A 13,418-nucleotide genomic window follows, 5' to 3' on the forward strand; every position below is an offset into this window, starting at 1 on the left:
TATTTTTAATCAATAAAAATGAAGGCACTTGAATGAAACTATCTTTTATCTTTATACTGCTTCTAACTTCTCAAATTATTCTTTCCCAAAGTATTAACTCCCCGATGGAAAATTAACTCTTGCTACCCGCCTTTCAGAAAGCGGCGTTTTATCGTATGCTTTATTAAGAGAGGGTAAAGCAGTAATTAAAGACAGCAAGCTCGGACTTGAGCTTGCGGAACAAACTGATCTGCTGGATGGATTTGTAATTGATAAGATTGATACTTCAACTTTTTATGAGCAGTGGAATCCTGTGTGGGGAGAGGTAAGTACAATTGTAAATAACTATAAGCAGCTTCAAGTGACTCTTACGCAGTCTGAAACTAAACGCAGTATGATAGTTACTTTCAGATTATTTAATGACGGTCTCGGATTTCGTTATGAGTTTCCTACACAGCAAAACTTAACTTACTTTACAGTGCAGGAGGAGCGAACTGAATTCGTACTAACAGGTAATCATAAAACTTTCTGGATTCCCGGCGATTATGATTCGCAGGAATATACTTATACCACCTCCTTGCTTTCAGAGATTGATGCACTTAAGGGAGAAACCTTTACAGAGATCGGCGTTAAAAGAATTCCCGGTGATGATTATGTGCAAACTCCTTTGATGTTGAAAACAAGTGACGGACTATATATAAATATTCACGAAGCAGCGCTGATTGATTATCCTGCAATGTATTTGAAAGTTGATAGAAATACTTTTGATTTGAGCACTCATCTTTGTCCTGATGCTTATGACAATAAAGCCTATTTGCAAACCCCTTGCAAATCTCCCTGGCGGACAATTATAGTCAGCGATAAAGCCGAAGAAATATTATCATCAAAAATAATTCTTAATCTTAACGAGCCTTGTGCTTATGAAGATGTAAGCTGGATCAAACCGCAAAAGTTTATCGGAATATGGTGGGGGATGCACGTTGGAAAGTATTCGTGGAATTATTCCGATGCAACCAATATCAAACTTGCCGATGTTGATTGGAATGCACTAACTCCAAACGGAAAGCACGGCGCCACAACTGAAAACACAAAACGATATATTGACTTTGCAGCAAAGCATGGAATTGACGCGGTACTCGTTGAAGGCTGGAATGTCGGCTGGGAAGATTGGTTCGGGCAGTGGAAGGAGGAGGTATTTGACTTTGTAACTCCTTATCCTGATTTCAATGTTGAAGAACTTCAAAAATATGCCGAAGCGAAAAATGTTAAGTTGATAATGCATCATGAAACCTCCGCATCAGTTACAAATTATGAAAGGCGAATGGATGAAGCATTTCGATTTATGAAAGAGTATGGTTATGACGCAGTAAAAACCGGTTACGTTGGAAGAATAATTCCGCGCGGCGAACATCACGATGGTCAATGGATGGTAAATCATTATCTTCGTGTTGTGCAAAAAGCTGCTGAATATAAAATCAGTATTGACTCACACGAATCTGTGCGTCCTACCGGCTTGCAGCGCACTTACCCCAACTGGCTTGCAAGTGAAGCTGCTCGCGGGAATGAATTTAATGCGTGGAGTGTCGGCAATCCCCCCGAGCACGAAACGATTTTACCTTTTACAAGATTTATCGGCGGACCGATGGATTACACTCCCGGAATATTTCAAATCAAAATGGACTATTATAACCCCGATACAAAAAATCAGGTTCACACCACCCTTGCAAAGCAGCTTGCACTTTATGTTGTAATGTACAGCCCGATTCAAATGGCGGCAGACCTGCCTGAAAATTATGAACGCTTTCCTGACGCATTCACTTTCATCGAGCAGGTGCCGGTTGATTGGAGCGATACAAAAATTCTTGATGCGGAGCCTGGTGATTATATTGTTACAGCACGGAAAGATAAAAATTCAGAGAGCTGGTTTATCGGAGCGATTACCGATGAGCAGGCGAGATCGTTTGAATTAAAATTAGATTTTCTTTCTGCGGATAAATACGAAGCAACAATTTATAAAGATGCAAAAGATTCTGATTGGGAAAAGAATCCAATGGCGTATGAAATTGAGAAGCAAACTCTTTCCCCAAAAGATTTGCTGACATTAAAATTAGCTCCCGGCGGAGGTGCGGCTGTAATTTTAAAGCCGGTTGAATAATTAATCTCCTTTTTGCTATTTCATACGAAAGAAACAGCTTGACTTAAGATTAATTCTTAGCTAATTTTTAAGCAAGTAATTGAGAGGTAATGCTATGGCTTACTTAAATACTTCTCTAAAAATATTCCTTCCGATAAGTGCACTAAAACATTGGTTTAAGAAATTGAGAGTGTTGCTAATTATGAGTTTTTCAAATTCGTTTAATATTCAGGATTGATAATGAATTTTTTTAATGATTTTTCCACCAAAGATATTTTTCATTACAATTATGATTTTTTTGTTAGTCGGAATTTTTACACTCATTCCATTCAATTGCTCATTCCTCGATCCTGTTGCAAAAGCTATTGGTGATTTTGATGTTTATGATATTGTTTACTCCAAATTGCGAGAAGAACAAAAAGCCGATACGAACATTGTGCTTGTAAATCTTGGTAGTTTATCTCGAAAAGAAATTGCGGAACAAATCAAGCTGATCAATGAGTATAAGCCGGGAGTAATCGGAATTGATGCAATATTTGAAGAAGCAAAAGATTCTGCTGGTGATTCTATGTTAGCAGATGTTTTTTCTTCAACTAAAAATTTGGTGCTCGTAAGTAAGGTGACCGGTTTTAATGATGACGAGGAGTTATTTGATTCAGTAAAATATTCTATTTCTAATTTCAACGATCACTCATCAAATGGTTTTGCAAATCTTCCAAATGATGATGGAGTGAATTTTAGAACAATTAGAGAATTTCGTCCCTATGCAAATGTTATGGATAAAAGAGTAGCAGCTTTCTCATCTAAAATTGTTCAACTGAGTGACAGTAGTGCTTATTCTAATTTGAGTGAACGAGAGAATGAAACTGAGCGAATAAATTTCGTCGGTAATTATGATAAGTTTTATTATCTGGATGCAGGGCAATTATTCGATGAAAAAAATAATCTGGGTTTTATGAAAGATAAAATCGTTTTGCTTGGATTTATGGGGTTAGATCTGAACACAAAAACTTTTGAAGACATTTATTTTACACCGTTGAATGAAAGATATGCAGGAAAATCTTTCCCGGATATGTACGGGGTGGTACTTCATGCAAATATAATTTCTATGATACTATCCGTAATTATATTTCTGAAATGCCGAAATGGTTAGGTATAGTAATCTCTTTTTGATTTGCTACTTCAATGTATATGTGATTTATAATATTCGAAAAAAATATAAGGATTGGTTTGGCACTTATACTAAGACATATATTCTCTTACAATCCCTGCTTCTATTACTCATTGGTTTGCTGATGCTGCATTATTTCAATTATCGTTTCAACATTACTTTAATACTTGCTGCACTTGTAATTGCTTCTACAATGAATGATATTTATCAACACTATATAATTAAACTATTACCTGTTTTAGAAAATCCGTTAAGGGTTAAAACTGAAATTGAAAATGAATTATAAAAAAATATTATCCGTTTTACTTTTTATTGTGCTTACAAATATGAATCTGTTTGCGCAGGATGATTCCTTTACCGTTTTATCATTTTCCGGCAAAGTTAGTTTTTTAAATTCCGGTAAAAAGTTTAGCGTAATTCAATCCGGCGACAAGATTGAAAAAAGCGGCAAAATTAAATTGGAGAAAAACAGTTACGCTGCTTTAATGTATAAGGATGGGAGAACACTCGAGATTAATACGGCAGGAACTTATAATCACAAAAACCTTATTGACCTTCTAATTAAGAATAACCAAACAATTTCACAAAAATTTTCACAGTTTGTGCTCGCTGAACTAACAAAAAGCAGCGGACAAAAAAAAGATATGAAAACATTTGCAGCAGTAGTGCGTGTCCGACCGGATTATATTGAGAATGCTGTTCCTTCATACACAAAAATATTTGAGAATGAGTTTAAGTTCAGTTGGTATAAATCTGCTAAGACAAAAAAATATATTTTTAATTTAATTAGCCCTTCTAATTCGATTATTTATATGAATGTAATTGCAGATACAAGTATTAATATTAATCTATCATCCATGGATATTGTTAAAGATGTTTGCTACCGCTGGTTTGTTTATGATGCCGATAATTATTCAGTTTCTTCTGATACTAATTGTGTAATTGTAATGCCATCTTATCAATGTAAATCAATTTCCGACAGTATAACACAACTTGAGAAATCGCTCGCACAAAATGATTCTCCGTTGAATGAATTATTTATTGCTTCTTATCTTGAATCAAACGATTTAAATTTTGCTGCCCTGGATCACTATAACAAAGTAAATATTCTTGCCCCTGATGTAGAAGAATACAAAGAAATTATTATTAACTTTCTATTAAAGAACAAATTATACAAACAGGCTTCTGATCTTTTAAAGGAATGAAGCTATAAAATTGGAGTGAAACCGGATGCTAAAAAAAATTATTTCGCTCTTGATTGTACTTAACTCTTACACTCTTTCGCAAGAGTTTGGAATGGGATTACTTCTTGATGATAGTTTATATGCGAACAGTCCCACAGCCGCACCACTTATGCGCGGCGATTATTCCGATTTACCAAAATCATCTTCATTAAAAGATAAATGCCCCACCCCGGCTACCAGGGACAATATGGAACTTGTGCAGGATGGTCAACCGCTTTTGCCGGTAGAACTATTCTCGAAGCATTAAAAAATAATTGGGATCAAGCCGCTATTGATGAAAATGCATTCTCTCCATCATTTGTTTACAATCAGATTAGACTGACATCAGGATGCTCCGGAGGTACTTCTCTTGTTGATGCTCTTGATGTTATCAAAGATCAAGGCGCACTGAAGCTTGATGATTTTGAATACGTCTGTGAGCGTGAAGTCACTCCCACCGATAAAAAAAATGCTGAAGAATATCGCATAATTGAATACAGAGAAATTATTGAAGATGATACTCCTGATAAAACTAAGTATGTTAAAAAAAGTATTGCTGAAGGCAGACCCGTTGTTATCGCATTTGATTGTCCCCCGACCTTTGGCTATGCCGGAGAAGTACTCGAAGTTGATCCTTCCGATTACAAAGATTGGGGACGCGGGCATGGTATAACAGTAATTGGTTATGATGATGATAAATTCGGCGGCGCATTTGAATTGATAAATAGCTGGGGCACAGGTTGGGGCAATGGCGGATTTACATGGATAAAGTACGCAGACTTTAATTATTTCTGTAAGTATGGATTTGAAATGATTGATAAGTCTGTCCCGCCCCCTCAGACTGATGATCTTTCAGGCTCACTTCAATTTATTGAAAGCAATGGGGATGTAATGAAGGCAAAATTTAATGGAAGTTATTTCAAAGTTGATAAGCCAATGCCTTCCGGTGCACTTTTCGAACTTCGCATTTCGAATAACGAGCCGGCTTATGTTTATGCATTCAGCAGTGATTTAACTTTTAAGACTTACAAAATATTCCCATTTGATGAACGAATGGTTGCTTATCTTCCTTACAGGCAAAACAACATTGCCATTCCCGATGAAGATAGTTTTATGATGCTTGATGAAACTCCGGGCAGATCGTATTTCTGTTTTTTATATTCAAAGGAAAGCCTGGAGATAAATAAAATTATGGCTGAAATAGAAATTTCTGATGGAAATATTTGGGAAAGAATTAACAAAGTACTCGGTGATAAAATAGTTCTAAAAGAAAATACTAAGTATGATTCCGGCGAAGAGATTTCTTTCAGAGCACGAAGCGATGGCAAAAGCATTATCCCTGTGTTGGTGGAAATTGATCATAGATAAATAGTAAAAAATATTAATAAAATGTTATAGCGAGTAATTATGAAAAAAAATCTATTGTATATTTTTAGCCTGCTAATCCTATTAGGGTTTAACAGCAGATTGATTTATTCTCAGGAAAAAATTGAAGCTACATTCGAAGCAGGGGAGGGTAAAATCTTAATTCACTATGAATTAAAAGGTGATTCACAAAAGGATTATGAAGTCAGCATCGTACTTAAACGAACGAGCGACCATTCTTTCGCAGTTATTCCTGACGAAACAACCGGCGATATTGGCGAAGGAAAATTTGCCGGTAAAAAAAGCACTATCACCTGGTTACTCAATTCAGATGAGGAAGAAATGCTTGATGGAGATGATTTTTATTTCGATGTGTTTGCTGAAGAAATAAAAACAGGCGGGGGCATTCCATGGTACGTTTATATTGGCGGCGCAGCTCTAGCAGGTGGAACCGCAGCAATCCTATTATTAAATAAAAGCAGTGATGAAGAAACAACGCCGACGAGTTTCCCAACTCCGCCGGCAAGACCATAAATCAGATTGGAGATCAAAATGAAAAGTTTGATATTATTTCTATGTATGATTTTTTCTGTTTCACTTTTTGCACAGATAACCGGTTCAACAAAACCCGGAAGATTAGTTTTCAAGAAAAATATTAAGCAGGAAGAATCAATTGATAAAACAATTCCGCAGATAGTTGTGCTTGATCCTAAAATTGATGAAGGCGGTGAGATAAATCAAAAGGAGGGTAGCATTACAGTTCGCGGAAAGATTATTGATGAGACTGCAATTAAATCGGTTGTAATAAATGGTGACACTGCAACTCTTCTGCCGGAAAATCTTTTCTTCACAAATGTGCAGCTTGAGCGGGGATTTAATTCGGTTGTTGTCAAAGCAGTAAATATTGCTGACGGAGAATCAGAATTTAATTTTTACGTTAACACAGATATGGATTCTGAAGGTCCTGTAATTTCAATTACTTCTCCCGTCGTGCAGCGGGGAATTAAAGTTGTTCGTAAGGCTGAGGTTGATACGATCAAAGGCTTAGCTATTGATGATAACGGAATTCTCGAAGTCACGGTGAATAGTCAAAAAGCTGTTCTAAATGATGACGGAGAATTTCATGCACGAATATATCTGCAGGTGGGGGATAACCCGATAGTTGTCAAGGCAGTTGACAATAAATTTAATACAACAGTTGATACATTCTTCATAACCCGAAAACTTGATCAACTCATTTCAGCGGGAAGATACATAGCTGTTGCAATTGGAATAAATGCTTACGAAGGTTATTGGCCTGAACTTTCCACTGCCCGAAATGATGCTGAAGAATTAGCTGAAATCCTGCGCGATCAATATCAGTTTGATGAAGTTTATACGTTGCTTGATGAAGAGGCCACCCGTAGAAATATAATTCAGAAACTTGAATGGTTAACAGAGAACACTACCAAAGATGATAATGTACTAATCTTTTATGCCGGGCATGGTCAATTCAATAAAGCGTTGAACAAAGGCTACTGGGTGCCTGCTGATGCCAATTCAAATTCCGTTGCCGATTACATATCTAATAGCGATGTAAAAACTTTTCTCGGCGGCATTCCATCCAAGCACACTTTGTTAATTACAGATGCTTGTTTTGCTGGAGATATTTTCGCGGGGGTAAAACTGAAAGCCTTCAGTTTGATCCGAATAATATGGAAAAATATTATAAAGAAGTTTATCGAAAACAATCGCGGCTTGCTTTGACTTCCGGCGGAATTGAGGAAGTAAGCGATGAGGGAAAAGAAGATCACTCTATTTTTACTTACTATCTGATCAAAGCGCTTAAAGAAAATGATAAAAAATATTTGGATGCAGGGCAGTTGTTTAATGAGTTTAGAATTTCCGTTGCAAATAATTCTGATCAGACTCCAATGCTTCAGGTTATCCGCGACACGAACGACGAGGGGGGACAGTTTATTTTTATCAGACGTGATCAGTAACGACAATCACTTAAAATATTATTTAAGGTATTAAGATGAAATTTTTATCCTTTTTTTTCAGTTTAGTTATTTGCCTTAATGCTCAAACAATAAAGTTTGAGGACAGAATGAACGGCGATAATTCAGTTGCTGGTTTGGAAGCACGTGGTTGGATTGTGCTTGATGAAGATGGTGGAGGTACTACCCCAGCCTGGTTTCAGGGCGACGATGGTATAATCGTTACGTTTGAGGGAACTGCTAATGGTTATGTCGCTTCAAATTTTGCGGGTGCAAATACGAATGGGGTAATCAATCACTGGCTTATATCACCTGCAATTTTAGTCAATCCCGGGGATTCGCTTTTCTTTTATGCTGCTTCGCCAACTCCCGGAACAACGGCATTCGATGATTCTATCAGTCTTTTAATTTCCCTTACTGCGGGAACAACACCGGGGGATTTTGCATCGCTGGGCAGGTTTCTTGTTCCGCAAGGAAACTGGGGAAAATATTTTGTTTCTTTTAATGCATCTGCCACCATCAGATTTGCAATTCAATACTATCTTTTTGATGGCGGTCCTACCGGCATGAGAAGTAATTTTATCGGGCTTGATCTATTTCAACTCTACAGTTATTCCACAACTTACCCTTCAACTATAGCAATAAATAAGTCTTTTACATTTTCGAATATTACCTCCTCCTCAAGCTACAGGATGATCGGGTTGCCCGGTAACATTAATTCTTTGGCTTCACAATTTATTACCGGAACAAGAGGAACAGACTGGAATGCTTTTTATGATAACGGCGCGGCTTCAAATTATCTGATTGAGTTTGATGGTTCTGCTACGTTTAATTTTAAACCGGGCAATGGTTTTTGGCTGCTGAGTAAGAATGCAATAAGCGTTTCGACTAATGTTAATACGGTTTCACTAGCAGGAGATAATACATATTCGATCGCATTACACACGGGTTGGAATATTATTTCAAATCCATTTGAGCGAAGTACAAACTGGGCTGCTGTTATTGCCGCTAATGGATTGGCTGCAAATGCTGTTATCAATTCCTGGAATGGGAGTTGGAGTCAGCCGGCAGTATTTACTCCTTACACAGCTTATTACTTTAACAACACAGGAAGTTTAACTTCATTAAAAATTCCTTATGATCCATCCGGTACTTTGGGAAAAACAATTGAAGAAAATCAAATTGTATTTTCTGAAGGCGATTTAAAAATCTCATTGAATTCCAACGGGGAAGAAAAATCTTCCCGGTGATTTTGAAGAATCAAGAATCATCCTCGTGAATGATAAGACTTCATCCAATTATAAATATTTTATGATCGAAACGCGTCCTGAAATTGGCGAAGGACAAATCTATGATCTGCAATTAAAAAATGTATCAAATGAAAATGTAACGCTTAAGATAGAAGGATTAAATAACTACCCCGGTTACGATTATTATTTAGTTGATAATTCTTTGAATAACATGATAAAACTTAATGAAGGATTTGAATTAAATATTGCATCGGGAATTAAAGAAAAAGATTACTCACTGATAATTGGAACTGAATCATTCATTGAAAAATTAAAAGATGATTTCACTCCAAAACAATTTGCTTTAATGCAGAACTATCCCAATCCTTTTAATCCGGGTACAGTTATTCGTTACTCGATTCCCACTATCACCCTGAACATGCCTGTGGCTTTGCCATCGAAGGGTGACCCATTTGTGCAGCTAAGAATTTACGACATCCTCGGTAATGAAGTTGCCACTCTTGTAAACGAACAACAATCGCCCGGCACTTATGAAGTTGAATTTGACGCACGAACAACGAACCACAAACAACTTACAAGTGGTGTTTATTTCTACACCCTCCGTGCAGGTAACTTTACAGAAACAAGAAAGATGATCCTACTAAGATGATTACACTCTATCGAAAAACAGACTGCGCACTTTGCGATGAAATTGCAGAAGCGTTAAAAGAAATTGTGATCGCTCATGTTGTCGTGGATGTAGAAAAACTAAACGACAGGACTAATAAAAATATTCCGAAGATAATTCCCTGCATTGAAGACGAAGGCAAAATTATCTCCGGTGGAGAAAATCTTTTTGCTTATGTTAAAGAGTTGACAAACCTAATGAAGGAGTGGGGAAAGTTTCAAAGCGATAGCTGCTACATTGATAGGGATGGGAGTACGTGCTGAATTATGATACCTACTTCAGGATTGAATTTATTTTAAATTTTCTAATTGATGGTTTGTTGGCAGTGGTGCAATCTAAATCTTTAAATCACTAATCAACTTTTGAATTTTATCTTTTAATTCTGGTAAATCCTTCCTGGCAGTTTCCCAAACCACTTTAGCATTTACTCCAAAGTAATCGTGAATAAGTAAATCTCTCATTCCACTAATTTCCCGCCACGGTATTTCCTCAGATTGGGTTTTAATCTCAATAGGTATTTTCTTGCTGGCTTCACCGATTATTTCAATAACTCTTATCAAGGCGTACTGCGTTTTCTCATCCCTTTCAAAATCTTCGTATGTCATATTGCTGATAAAGGCGATTCCTTTTTGTATAGAATCATAAATATCAGTCAGATAGTCTAAAGATTCTCTTCTCTTTTTCATAAAGAAATTGATTCGCTAATAATATGCTGGCTGATTCTCGGTTTTAATGAATCCTTCATTACTAAATCAACATTTATTTGTAATTGGTCGGAGAGATAATTTTTTAGCTCAAGGAATTTTATTAAGCCGGGGGTTTCTGAAAATGTTACAAGCACATCTAAATCACTCTGGCTGTTTTGTTGATTCTTAACATAAGAGCCAAATACTTCTATTGAGTTTATCTGATACTTTTGAGTTATCAAGGGAAGCAACTTCCGAAGCCTGGTTAATATTTCTTGTAAGTCTTTTTTCATAACCAAAAAATGCCATATTTTTTTTAATTATTCAACCTTAATATTTACAATACAAATTGTAAAGCAAAATTATCTCCGGTAAAGAAAATCTTTTCGCTTATGTTAAAGAGTTGACAAACTTAATGAAGGAGTGGGGAAAGTTTCAAAGCGATAGCTGCTGCATTGATAAGGATGGGAGTACGTGCTGAGTTCTCCAATTTTTATTCTATTTATCTTTTTTAGTGTTATCAATATGATTTAGGATTTTCATAATGAGTTCACTTTGATGCTCCAGATTCAAAAGAATGACCTCCACCTCTTTTTCTGCTCTAACATTCACTTCAAAATCTGATTCAGCTCTTATTTCAGAGTGACGGGCTTGCAGATTTTGACCAATCATTATCAATGGCATCAAAAATATTTGAATCATATTAGAAATAAACAGCCAAAAAACAAATGCCGGAAAAGGATCAAACCGGAATTCTTTTGGTGCAACGGTGTTCCAGCCAAGCCATAAGAAAGTCCAGCCAAATATTATTAAGAAAAATCCTACCGAACCTACACTTTTAGTAATCTTTATAGCAATTTTTTCTAATGCAGTTAAACTTTCCTTATGCTTAACATTTACATTCTTTATTTTCTTGCGAAGTTTTATAATTTCTTCGCGGGCGTTTTGAAGTTCTCTTTTGTCCAAGTCACATCCTTTTTTGAAGTAAAGCCTATTTTGTTTTCAAGTTTCTTGCAACTAATATATGCCTTATGGCGTGTTATCCCGCAAAGTGGGACAAGCTGTTAAAACACAACAGCTAAACCAATCCTTACATATCCTGTGTTAGTGTGGTCTTAATTATAATTTGCACAAACAAGAACAACGTTTTGGTCAAACACTATTCGTTCAAGTATAGCGAATTCATCAGTAGAACTTGTTACCTTCTATTATTCAATTTGGACAACAAATCCATATGTGAATTAACACATTGTTTAAAATCATCAAAGGTATCGGCTGGACTTTCAATATTTGCATTGTCAAGATGAAGCTTAATAACAGCAGATAAGAATGCCCAAATAATATGATCTGATTTTTTATATATCTATCTAAGTTGTTATAAAGTCTATCATAACTATAAGGATGTTTTTTTACCTCCATAATTACCCGTATAAATTCCACGAGCTGTTAAAACTTCAAATGCTAATGCAATTCCAAACGCTCTTTTAGTAAATCTCATATCATCTTCTGGAATATTATGATTTAACAACCATTCGGTAGCTTCATAGTCAGCTTCCTTTTCAGAATCAATTTCAGATTCCCCACTGTGCATTAGTCTAATGTGTGACAATTCGTGGTGAAGTACATAAGCAACAGCGCATAAGCATAATTCATCTGCCACTTTTTCCATTGAATCTATTGGAGGGTCTTTAATTGGTTTCGGCAACTGCTCCGCCCATTCTTCTGAATCATTATTTATCCAAGATTTGTAAACCCAATTTAACAATTGCATTGATTTCAGAACTTCCGGATCTTTGCTTAAATCAATGATCGTTGGTTCAGTAACAAGTTTTCCACTCATAACAAGCTTATAAAATGTAAAATAACCATAAGATACAGCCCAAAATACCTCTACAACTTTTCTACTGATATAAATTATTTTTGACTTTGTATCTACTTCAAGTTGCCAATCTTTAGTATCAACAAATTCTAAAATGAAATCAGGATATTCTTTTTCAAATCTAAATTTATTTTCGGGAGCTATATTTACTAATGCATCAGGGATAAAATTCATAACAAAACGGATAGGAGATTTCATATTTTCTAAATAGGAATTCATAATTATTTTCATATCAATTTCCTTAGTGTATAACGATATCGTATTTAAACTGCCCACCAAAACAGCAATTCATCGTTGAAAAAAATGACAATGATTTATAAATAACTTATTAGTACAACCTACTTTAAAACTTTTGACTTGAAGCACTAAATATTTCCAAGAATTAGAAAATGATTTATGCTACTCCAACTATTAATAAAAATATTTTTCACAATTTTTAATAAATAATTCAACTTGTTGTTGAATGAAATTAATCAATTCTTCTTGTTTTAAATCAGGTTCATACTTTGACACTAAATCAGCCGAACTTTTATAGACTTTATATAATCGTTCTTCGCCTTCTCCTTCAATTGATTGTAAACGATTGACTCCTTTTAAAATAACATAAGATAATTCCTTTTGATGATTGGAAGCAAGGATGCCTTTGGTTATGTTCCTTTCAAAAAAATCTATGTTAGCCCATTCGTAGTGTTGACCATACTCTGACCAAATAATAAATTCTAGTGCATTAACTTCTTGAATCATAATTTCTGTTGACAACCAAGAAGCCGAATTATCATTAGAACACAATACTCTACATTGCTTTGCAGTTTCTATATCACTTACAACTGCCAATGCTGCTTCCGATATTCCTTTTCCAACTTTATTCTTTTTAAAAAACATAAAATACCTATAATTATAAAACTACTTAACTTATACTTTCTGACAATAATAAGGATGACACTTCAGCGGTAAGAATATTATATTCCAATTAAATTTATTTTAACACTTAATTTGCAAAACCTTGTGTAGCATATTATTCCAAATATTGAAGTAAGTAGTTGAACGGGTCTTCAATGCAACTAAAGCTTCTCTAAAACTTTTTT

16 protein-coding genes and 1 pseudogene are annotated in these 13,418 nt (G+C 35.5%); 12 read left to right on the forward strand and 5 right to left on the reverse strand.

Translation table 11 applies throughout. From position 1 onward, the window contains the following. The first annotated feature begins 32 nt into the window (after window positions 1-32). From IPH11_16315 to IPH11_16370, 12 genes and pseudogenes are all read left to right on the forward strand, one after another. A pseudogene (locus IPH11_16315) lies at window positions 33-2,134 on the forward strand (glycoside hydrolase family 97 protein). Window positions 2,135-2,402: 268 nt separating this feature from the next. Then, window positions 2,403-3,266, forward strand: coding sequence for a CHASE2 domain-containing protein (locus IPH11_16320; protein ID MBK6915145.1), 864 nt, complete (start codon window positions 2,403-2,405; stop codon window positions 3,264-3,266). After that, window positions 3,259-3,570 (forward strand): hypothetical protein, encoded by a 312-nt coding sequence (locus IPH11_16325; GenBank protein ID MBK6915146.1) that lies wholly within the window; start codon window positions 3,259-3,261, stop codon window positions 3,568-3,570. Before IPH11_16320 ends, IPH11_16325 begins: the two co-directional genes overlap by 8 nt. Continuing rightward, the gene (locus tag IPH11_16330) at window positions 3,560-4,489 is read left to right on the forward strand and encodes a hypothetical protein (protein ID MBK6915147.1); all 930 of its coding nucleotides are present in this window, start codon (window positions 3,560-3,562) and stop codon (window positions 4,487-4,489) included. Before IPH11_16325 ends, IPH11_16330 begins: the two co-directional genes overlap by 11 nt. A gap of 25 nt (window positions 4,490-4,514) precedes the next feature. Next, a complete protein-coding gene (locus IPH11_16335) occupies window positions 4,515-4,775 on the forward strand; it encodes a hypothetical protein (protein ID MBK6915148.1) in 261 nt (86 codons plus the stop codon). Further along, entirely contained in the window at window positions 4,688-5,875 is a 1,188-nt protein-coding gene (locus tag IPH11_16340; GenBank protein ID MBK6915149.1) for a C1 family peptidase, read from the forward strand. Before IPH11_16335 ends, IPH11_16340 begins: the two co-directional genes overlap by 88 nt. A gap of 39 nt (window positions 5,876-5,914) precedes the next feature. Next, entirely contained in the window at window positions 5,915-6,406 is a 492-nt protein-coding gene (locus tag IPH11_16345; GenBank protein MBK6915150.1) for a hypothetical protein, read from the forward strand. An 18-nt stretch (window positions 6,407-6,424) separates the two neighbouring features. Continuing rightward, complete coding sequence (locus tag IPH11_16350) at window positions 6,425-7,618, forward strand: caspase family protein (GenBank protein ID MBK6915151.1); 1,194 nt, start codon at window positions 6,425-6,427, stop codon at window positions 7,616-7,618. After that, window positions 7,567-7,854: a caspase family protein gene (locus tag IPH11_16355; GenBank protein ID MBK6915152.1), complete on the forward strand. Its 288-nt coding sequence runs from the start codon at window positions 7,567-7,569 to the stop codon at window positions 7,852-7,854. Before IPH11_16350 ends, IPH11_16355 begins: the two co-directional genes overlap by 52 nt. Before the next feature lie 107 nt (window positions 7,855-7,961). After that, window positions 7,962-9,101, forward strand: a complete 1,140-nt coding sequence (locus tag IPH11_16360) for a choice-of-anchor J domain-containing protein (GenBank protein ID MBK6915153.1) — start codon at window positions 7,962-7,964, stop codon at window positions 9,099-9,101. A gap of 61 nt (window positions 9,102-9,162) precedes the next feature. Continuing rightward, a complete protein-coding gene (locus IPH11_16365; GenBank protein ID MBK6915154.1) occupies window positions 9,163-9,750 on the forward strand; it encodes a T9SS type A sorting domain-containing protein in 588 nt (195 codons plus the stop codon). Next, window positions 9,747-10,031 carry a glutaredoxin family protein gene (locus tag IPH11_16370; GenBank protein MBK6915155.1) on the forward strand — a complete coding sequence of 95 codons (285 nt, stop codon included), beginning with the start codon at window positions 9,747-9,749 and terminating at the stop codon, window positions 10,029-10,031. The genes IPH11_16365 and IPH11_16370 overlap by 4 nt, the downstream gene beginning before the upstream one ends. Before the next feature lie 72 nt (window positions 10,032-10,103). Here IPH11_16370 and IPH11_16375 read toward each other — a convergent pair whose 3' ends face one another. The 5 genes from IPH11_16375 to IPH11_16395 all read right to left on the reverse strand — a co-directional run bounded on the left by IPH11_16375 (window position 10,104) and on the right by IPH11_16395 (window position 13,215). Next, on the reverse strand, window positions 10,104-10,454 hold the full coding sequence (locus IPH11_16375) for a DUF86 domain-containing protein (GenBank protein MBK6915156.1): 351 nt from the start codon (window positions 10,452-10,454) through the stop codon (window positions 10,104-10,106). Further along, complete coding sequence (locus IPH11_16380; protein ID MBK6915157.1) at window positions 10,451-10,747, reverse strand: nucleotidyltransferase family protein; 297 nt, start codon at window positions 10,745-10,747, stop codon at window positions 10,451-10,453. The genes IPH11_16375 and IPH11_16380 overlap by 4 nt, the downstream gene beginning before the upstream one ends. A gap of 205 nt (window positions 10,748-10,952) precedes the next feature. Beyond that, a complete protein-coding gene (locus tag IPH11_16385; GenBank protein ID MBK6915158.1) occupies window positions 10,953-11,420 on the reverse strand; it encodes a DUF1003 domain-containing protein in 468 nt (155 codons plus the stop codon). Between the two features lie 427 nt (window positions 11,421-11,847). Then, window positions 11,848-12,564, reverse strand: coding sequence for a hypothetical protein (locus tag IPH11_16390; protein MBK6915159.1), 717 nt, complete (start codon window positions 12,562-12,564; stop codon window positions 11,848-11,850). Window positions 12,565-12,744: 180 nt separating this feature from the next. After that, window positions 12,745-13,215, reverse strand: coding sequence for a hypothetical protein (locus IPH11_16395; protein ID MBK6915160.1), 471 nt, complete (start codon window positions 13,213-13,215; stop codon window positions 12,745-12,747). Window positions 13,216-13,418: the final 203 nt, after the last annotated feature.

It is taken from the genome of Ignavibacteriales bacterium (assembly GCA_016709155.1).
In the GTDB taxonomy this organism is placed as follows: Bacteria; Bacteroidota; Ignavibacteria; order Ignavibacteriales; family Ignavibacteriaceae; genus JADJEI01.

What these genes read in the sequence shown, in the direction of transcription:
- IPH11_16320 (MBK6915145.1), top strand. Translation starts at nt 2,403, where the DNA reads ATGATTTTTTTGTTAGTCGGAATTTTTACACTCATTCCATTCAATTGC.
- IPH11_16325 (MBK6915146.1), top strand. Translation starts at nt 3,259, where the DNA reads ATGGTTAGGTATAGTAATCTCTTTTTGATTTGCTACTTCAATGTATAT.
- IPH11_16330 (MBK6915147.1), top strand. Translation starts at nt 3,560, where the DNA reads ATGAATTATAAAAAAATATTATCCGTTTTACTTTTTATTGTGCTTACA.
- IPH11_16335 (MBK6915148.1), top strand. Translation starts at nt 4,515, where the DNA reads ATGCTAAAAAAAATTATTTCGCTCTTGATTGTACTTAACTCTTACACT.
- IPH11_16340 (MBK6915149.1), top strand. Translation starts at nt 4,688, where the DNA reads ATGCCCCACCCCGGCTACCAGGGACAATATGGAACTTGTGCAGGATGG.
- IPH11_16345 (MBK6915150.1), top strand. Translation starts at nt 5,915, where the DNA reads ATGAAAAAAAATCTATTGTATATTTTTAGCCTGCTAATCCTATTAGGG.
- IPH11_16350 (MBK6915151.1), top strand. Translation starts at nt 6,425, where the DNA reads ATGAAAAGTTTGATATTATTTCTATGTATGATTTTTTCTGTTTCACTT.
- IPH11_16355 (MBK6915152.1), top strand. Translation starts at nt 7,567, where the DNA reads ATGGAAAAATATTATAAAGAAGTTTATCGAAAACAATCGCGGCTTGCT.
- IPH11_16360 (MBK6915153.1), top strand. Translation starts at nt 7,962, where the DNA reads ATGAACGGCGATAATTCAGTTGCTGGTTTGGAAGCACGTGGTTGGATT.
- IPH11_16365 (MBK6915154.1), top strand. Translation starts at nt 9,163, where the DNA reads ATGATCGAAACGCGTCCTGAAATTGGCGAAGGACAAATCTATGATCTG.
- IPH11_16370 (MBK6915155.1), top strand. Translation starts at nt 9,747, where the DNA reads ATGATTACACTCTATCGAAAAACAGACTGCGCACTTTGCGATGAAATT.
- IPH11_16375 (MBK6915156.1), bottom strand. Translation starts at nt 10,454, where the DNA reads ATGAAAAAGAGAAGAGAATCTTTAGACTATCTGACTGATATTTATGAT.
- IPH11_16380 (MBK6915157.1), bottom strand. Translation starts at nt 10,747, where the DNA reads ATGAAAAAAGACTTACAAGAAATATTAACCAGGCTTCGGAAGTTGCTT.
- IPH11_16390 (MBK6915159.1), bottom strand. Translation starts at nt 12,564, where the DNA reads ATGAAAATAATTATGAATTCCTATTTAGAAAATATGAAATCTCCTATC.
- IPH11_16395 (MBK6915160.1), bottom strand. Translation starts at nt 13,215, where the DNA reads ATGTTTTTTAAAAAGAATAAAGTTGGAAAAGGAATATCGGAAGCAGCA.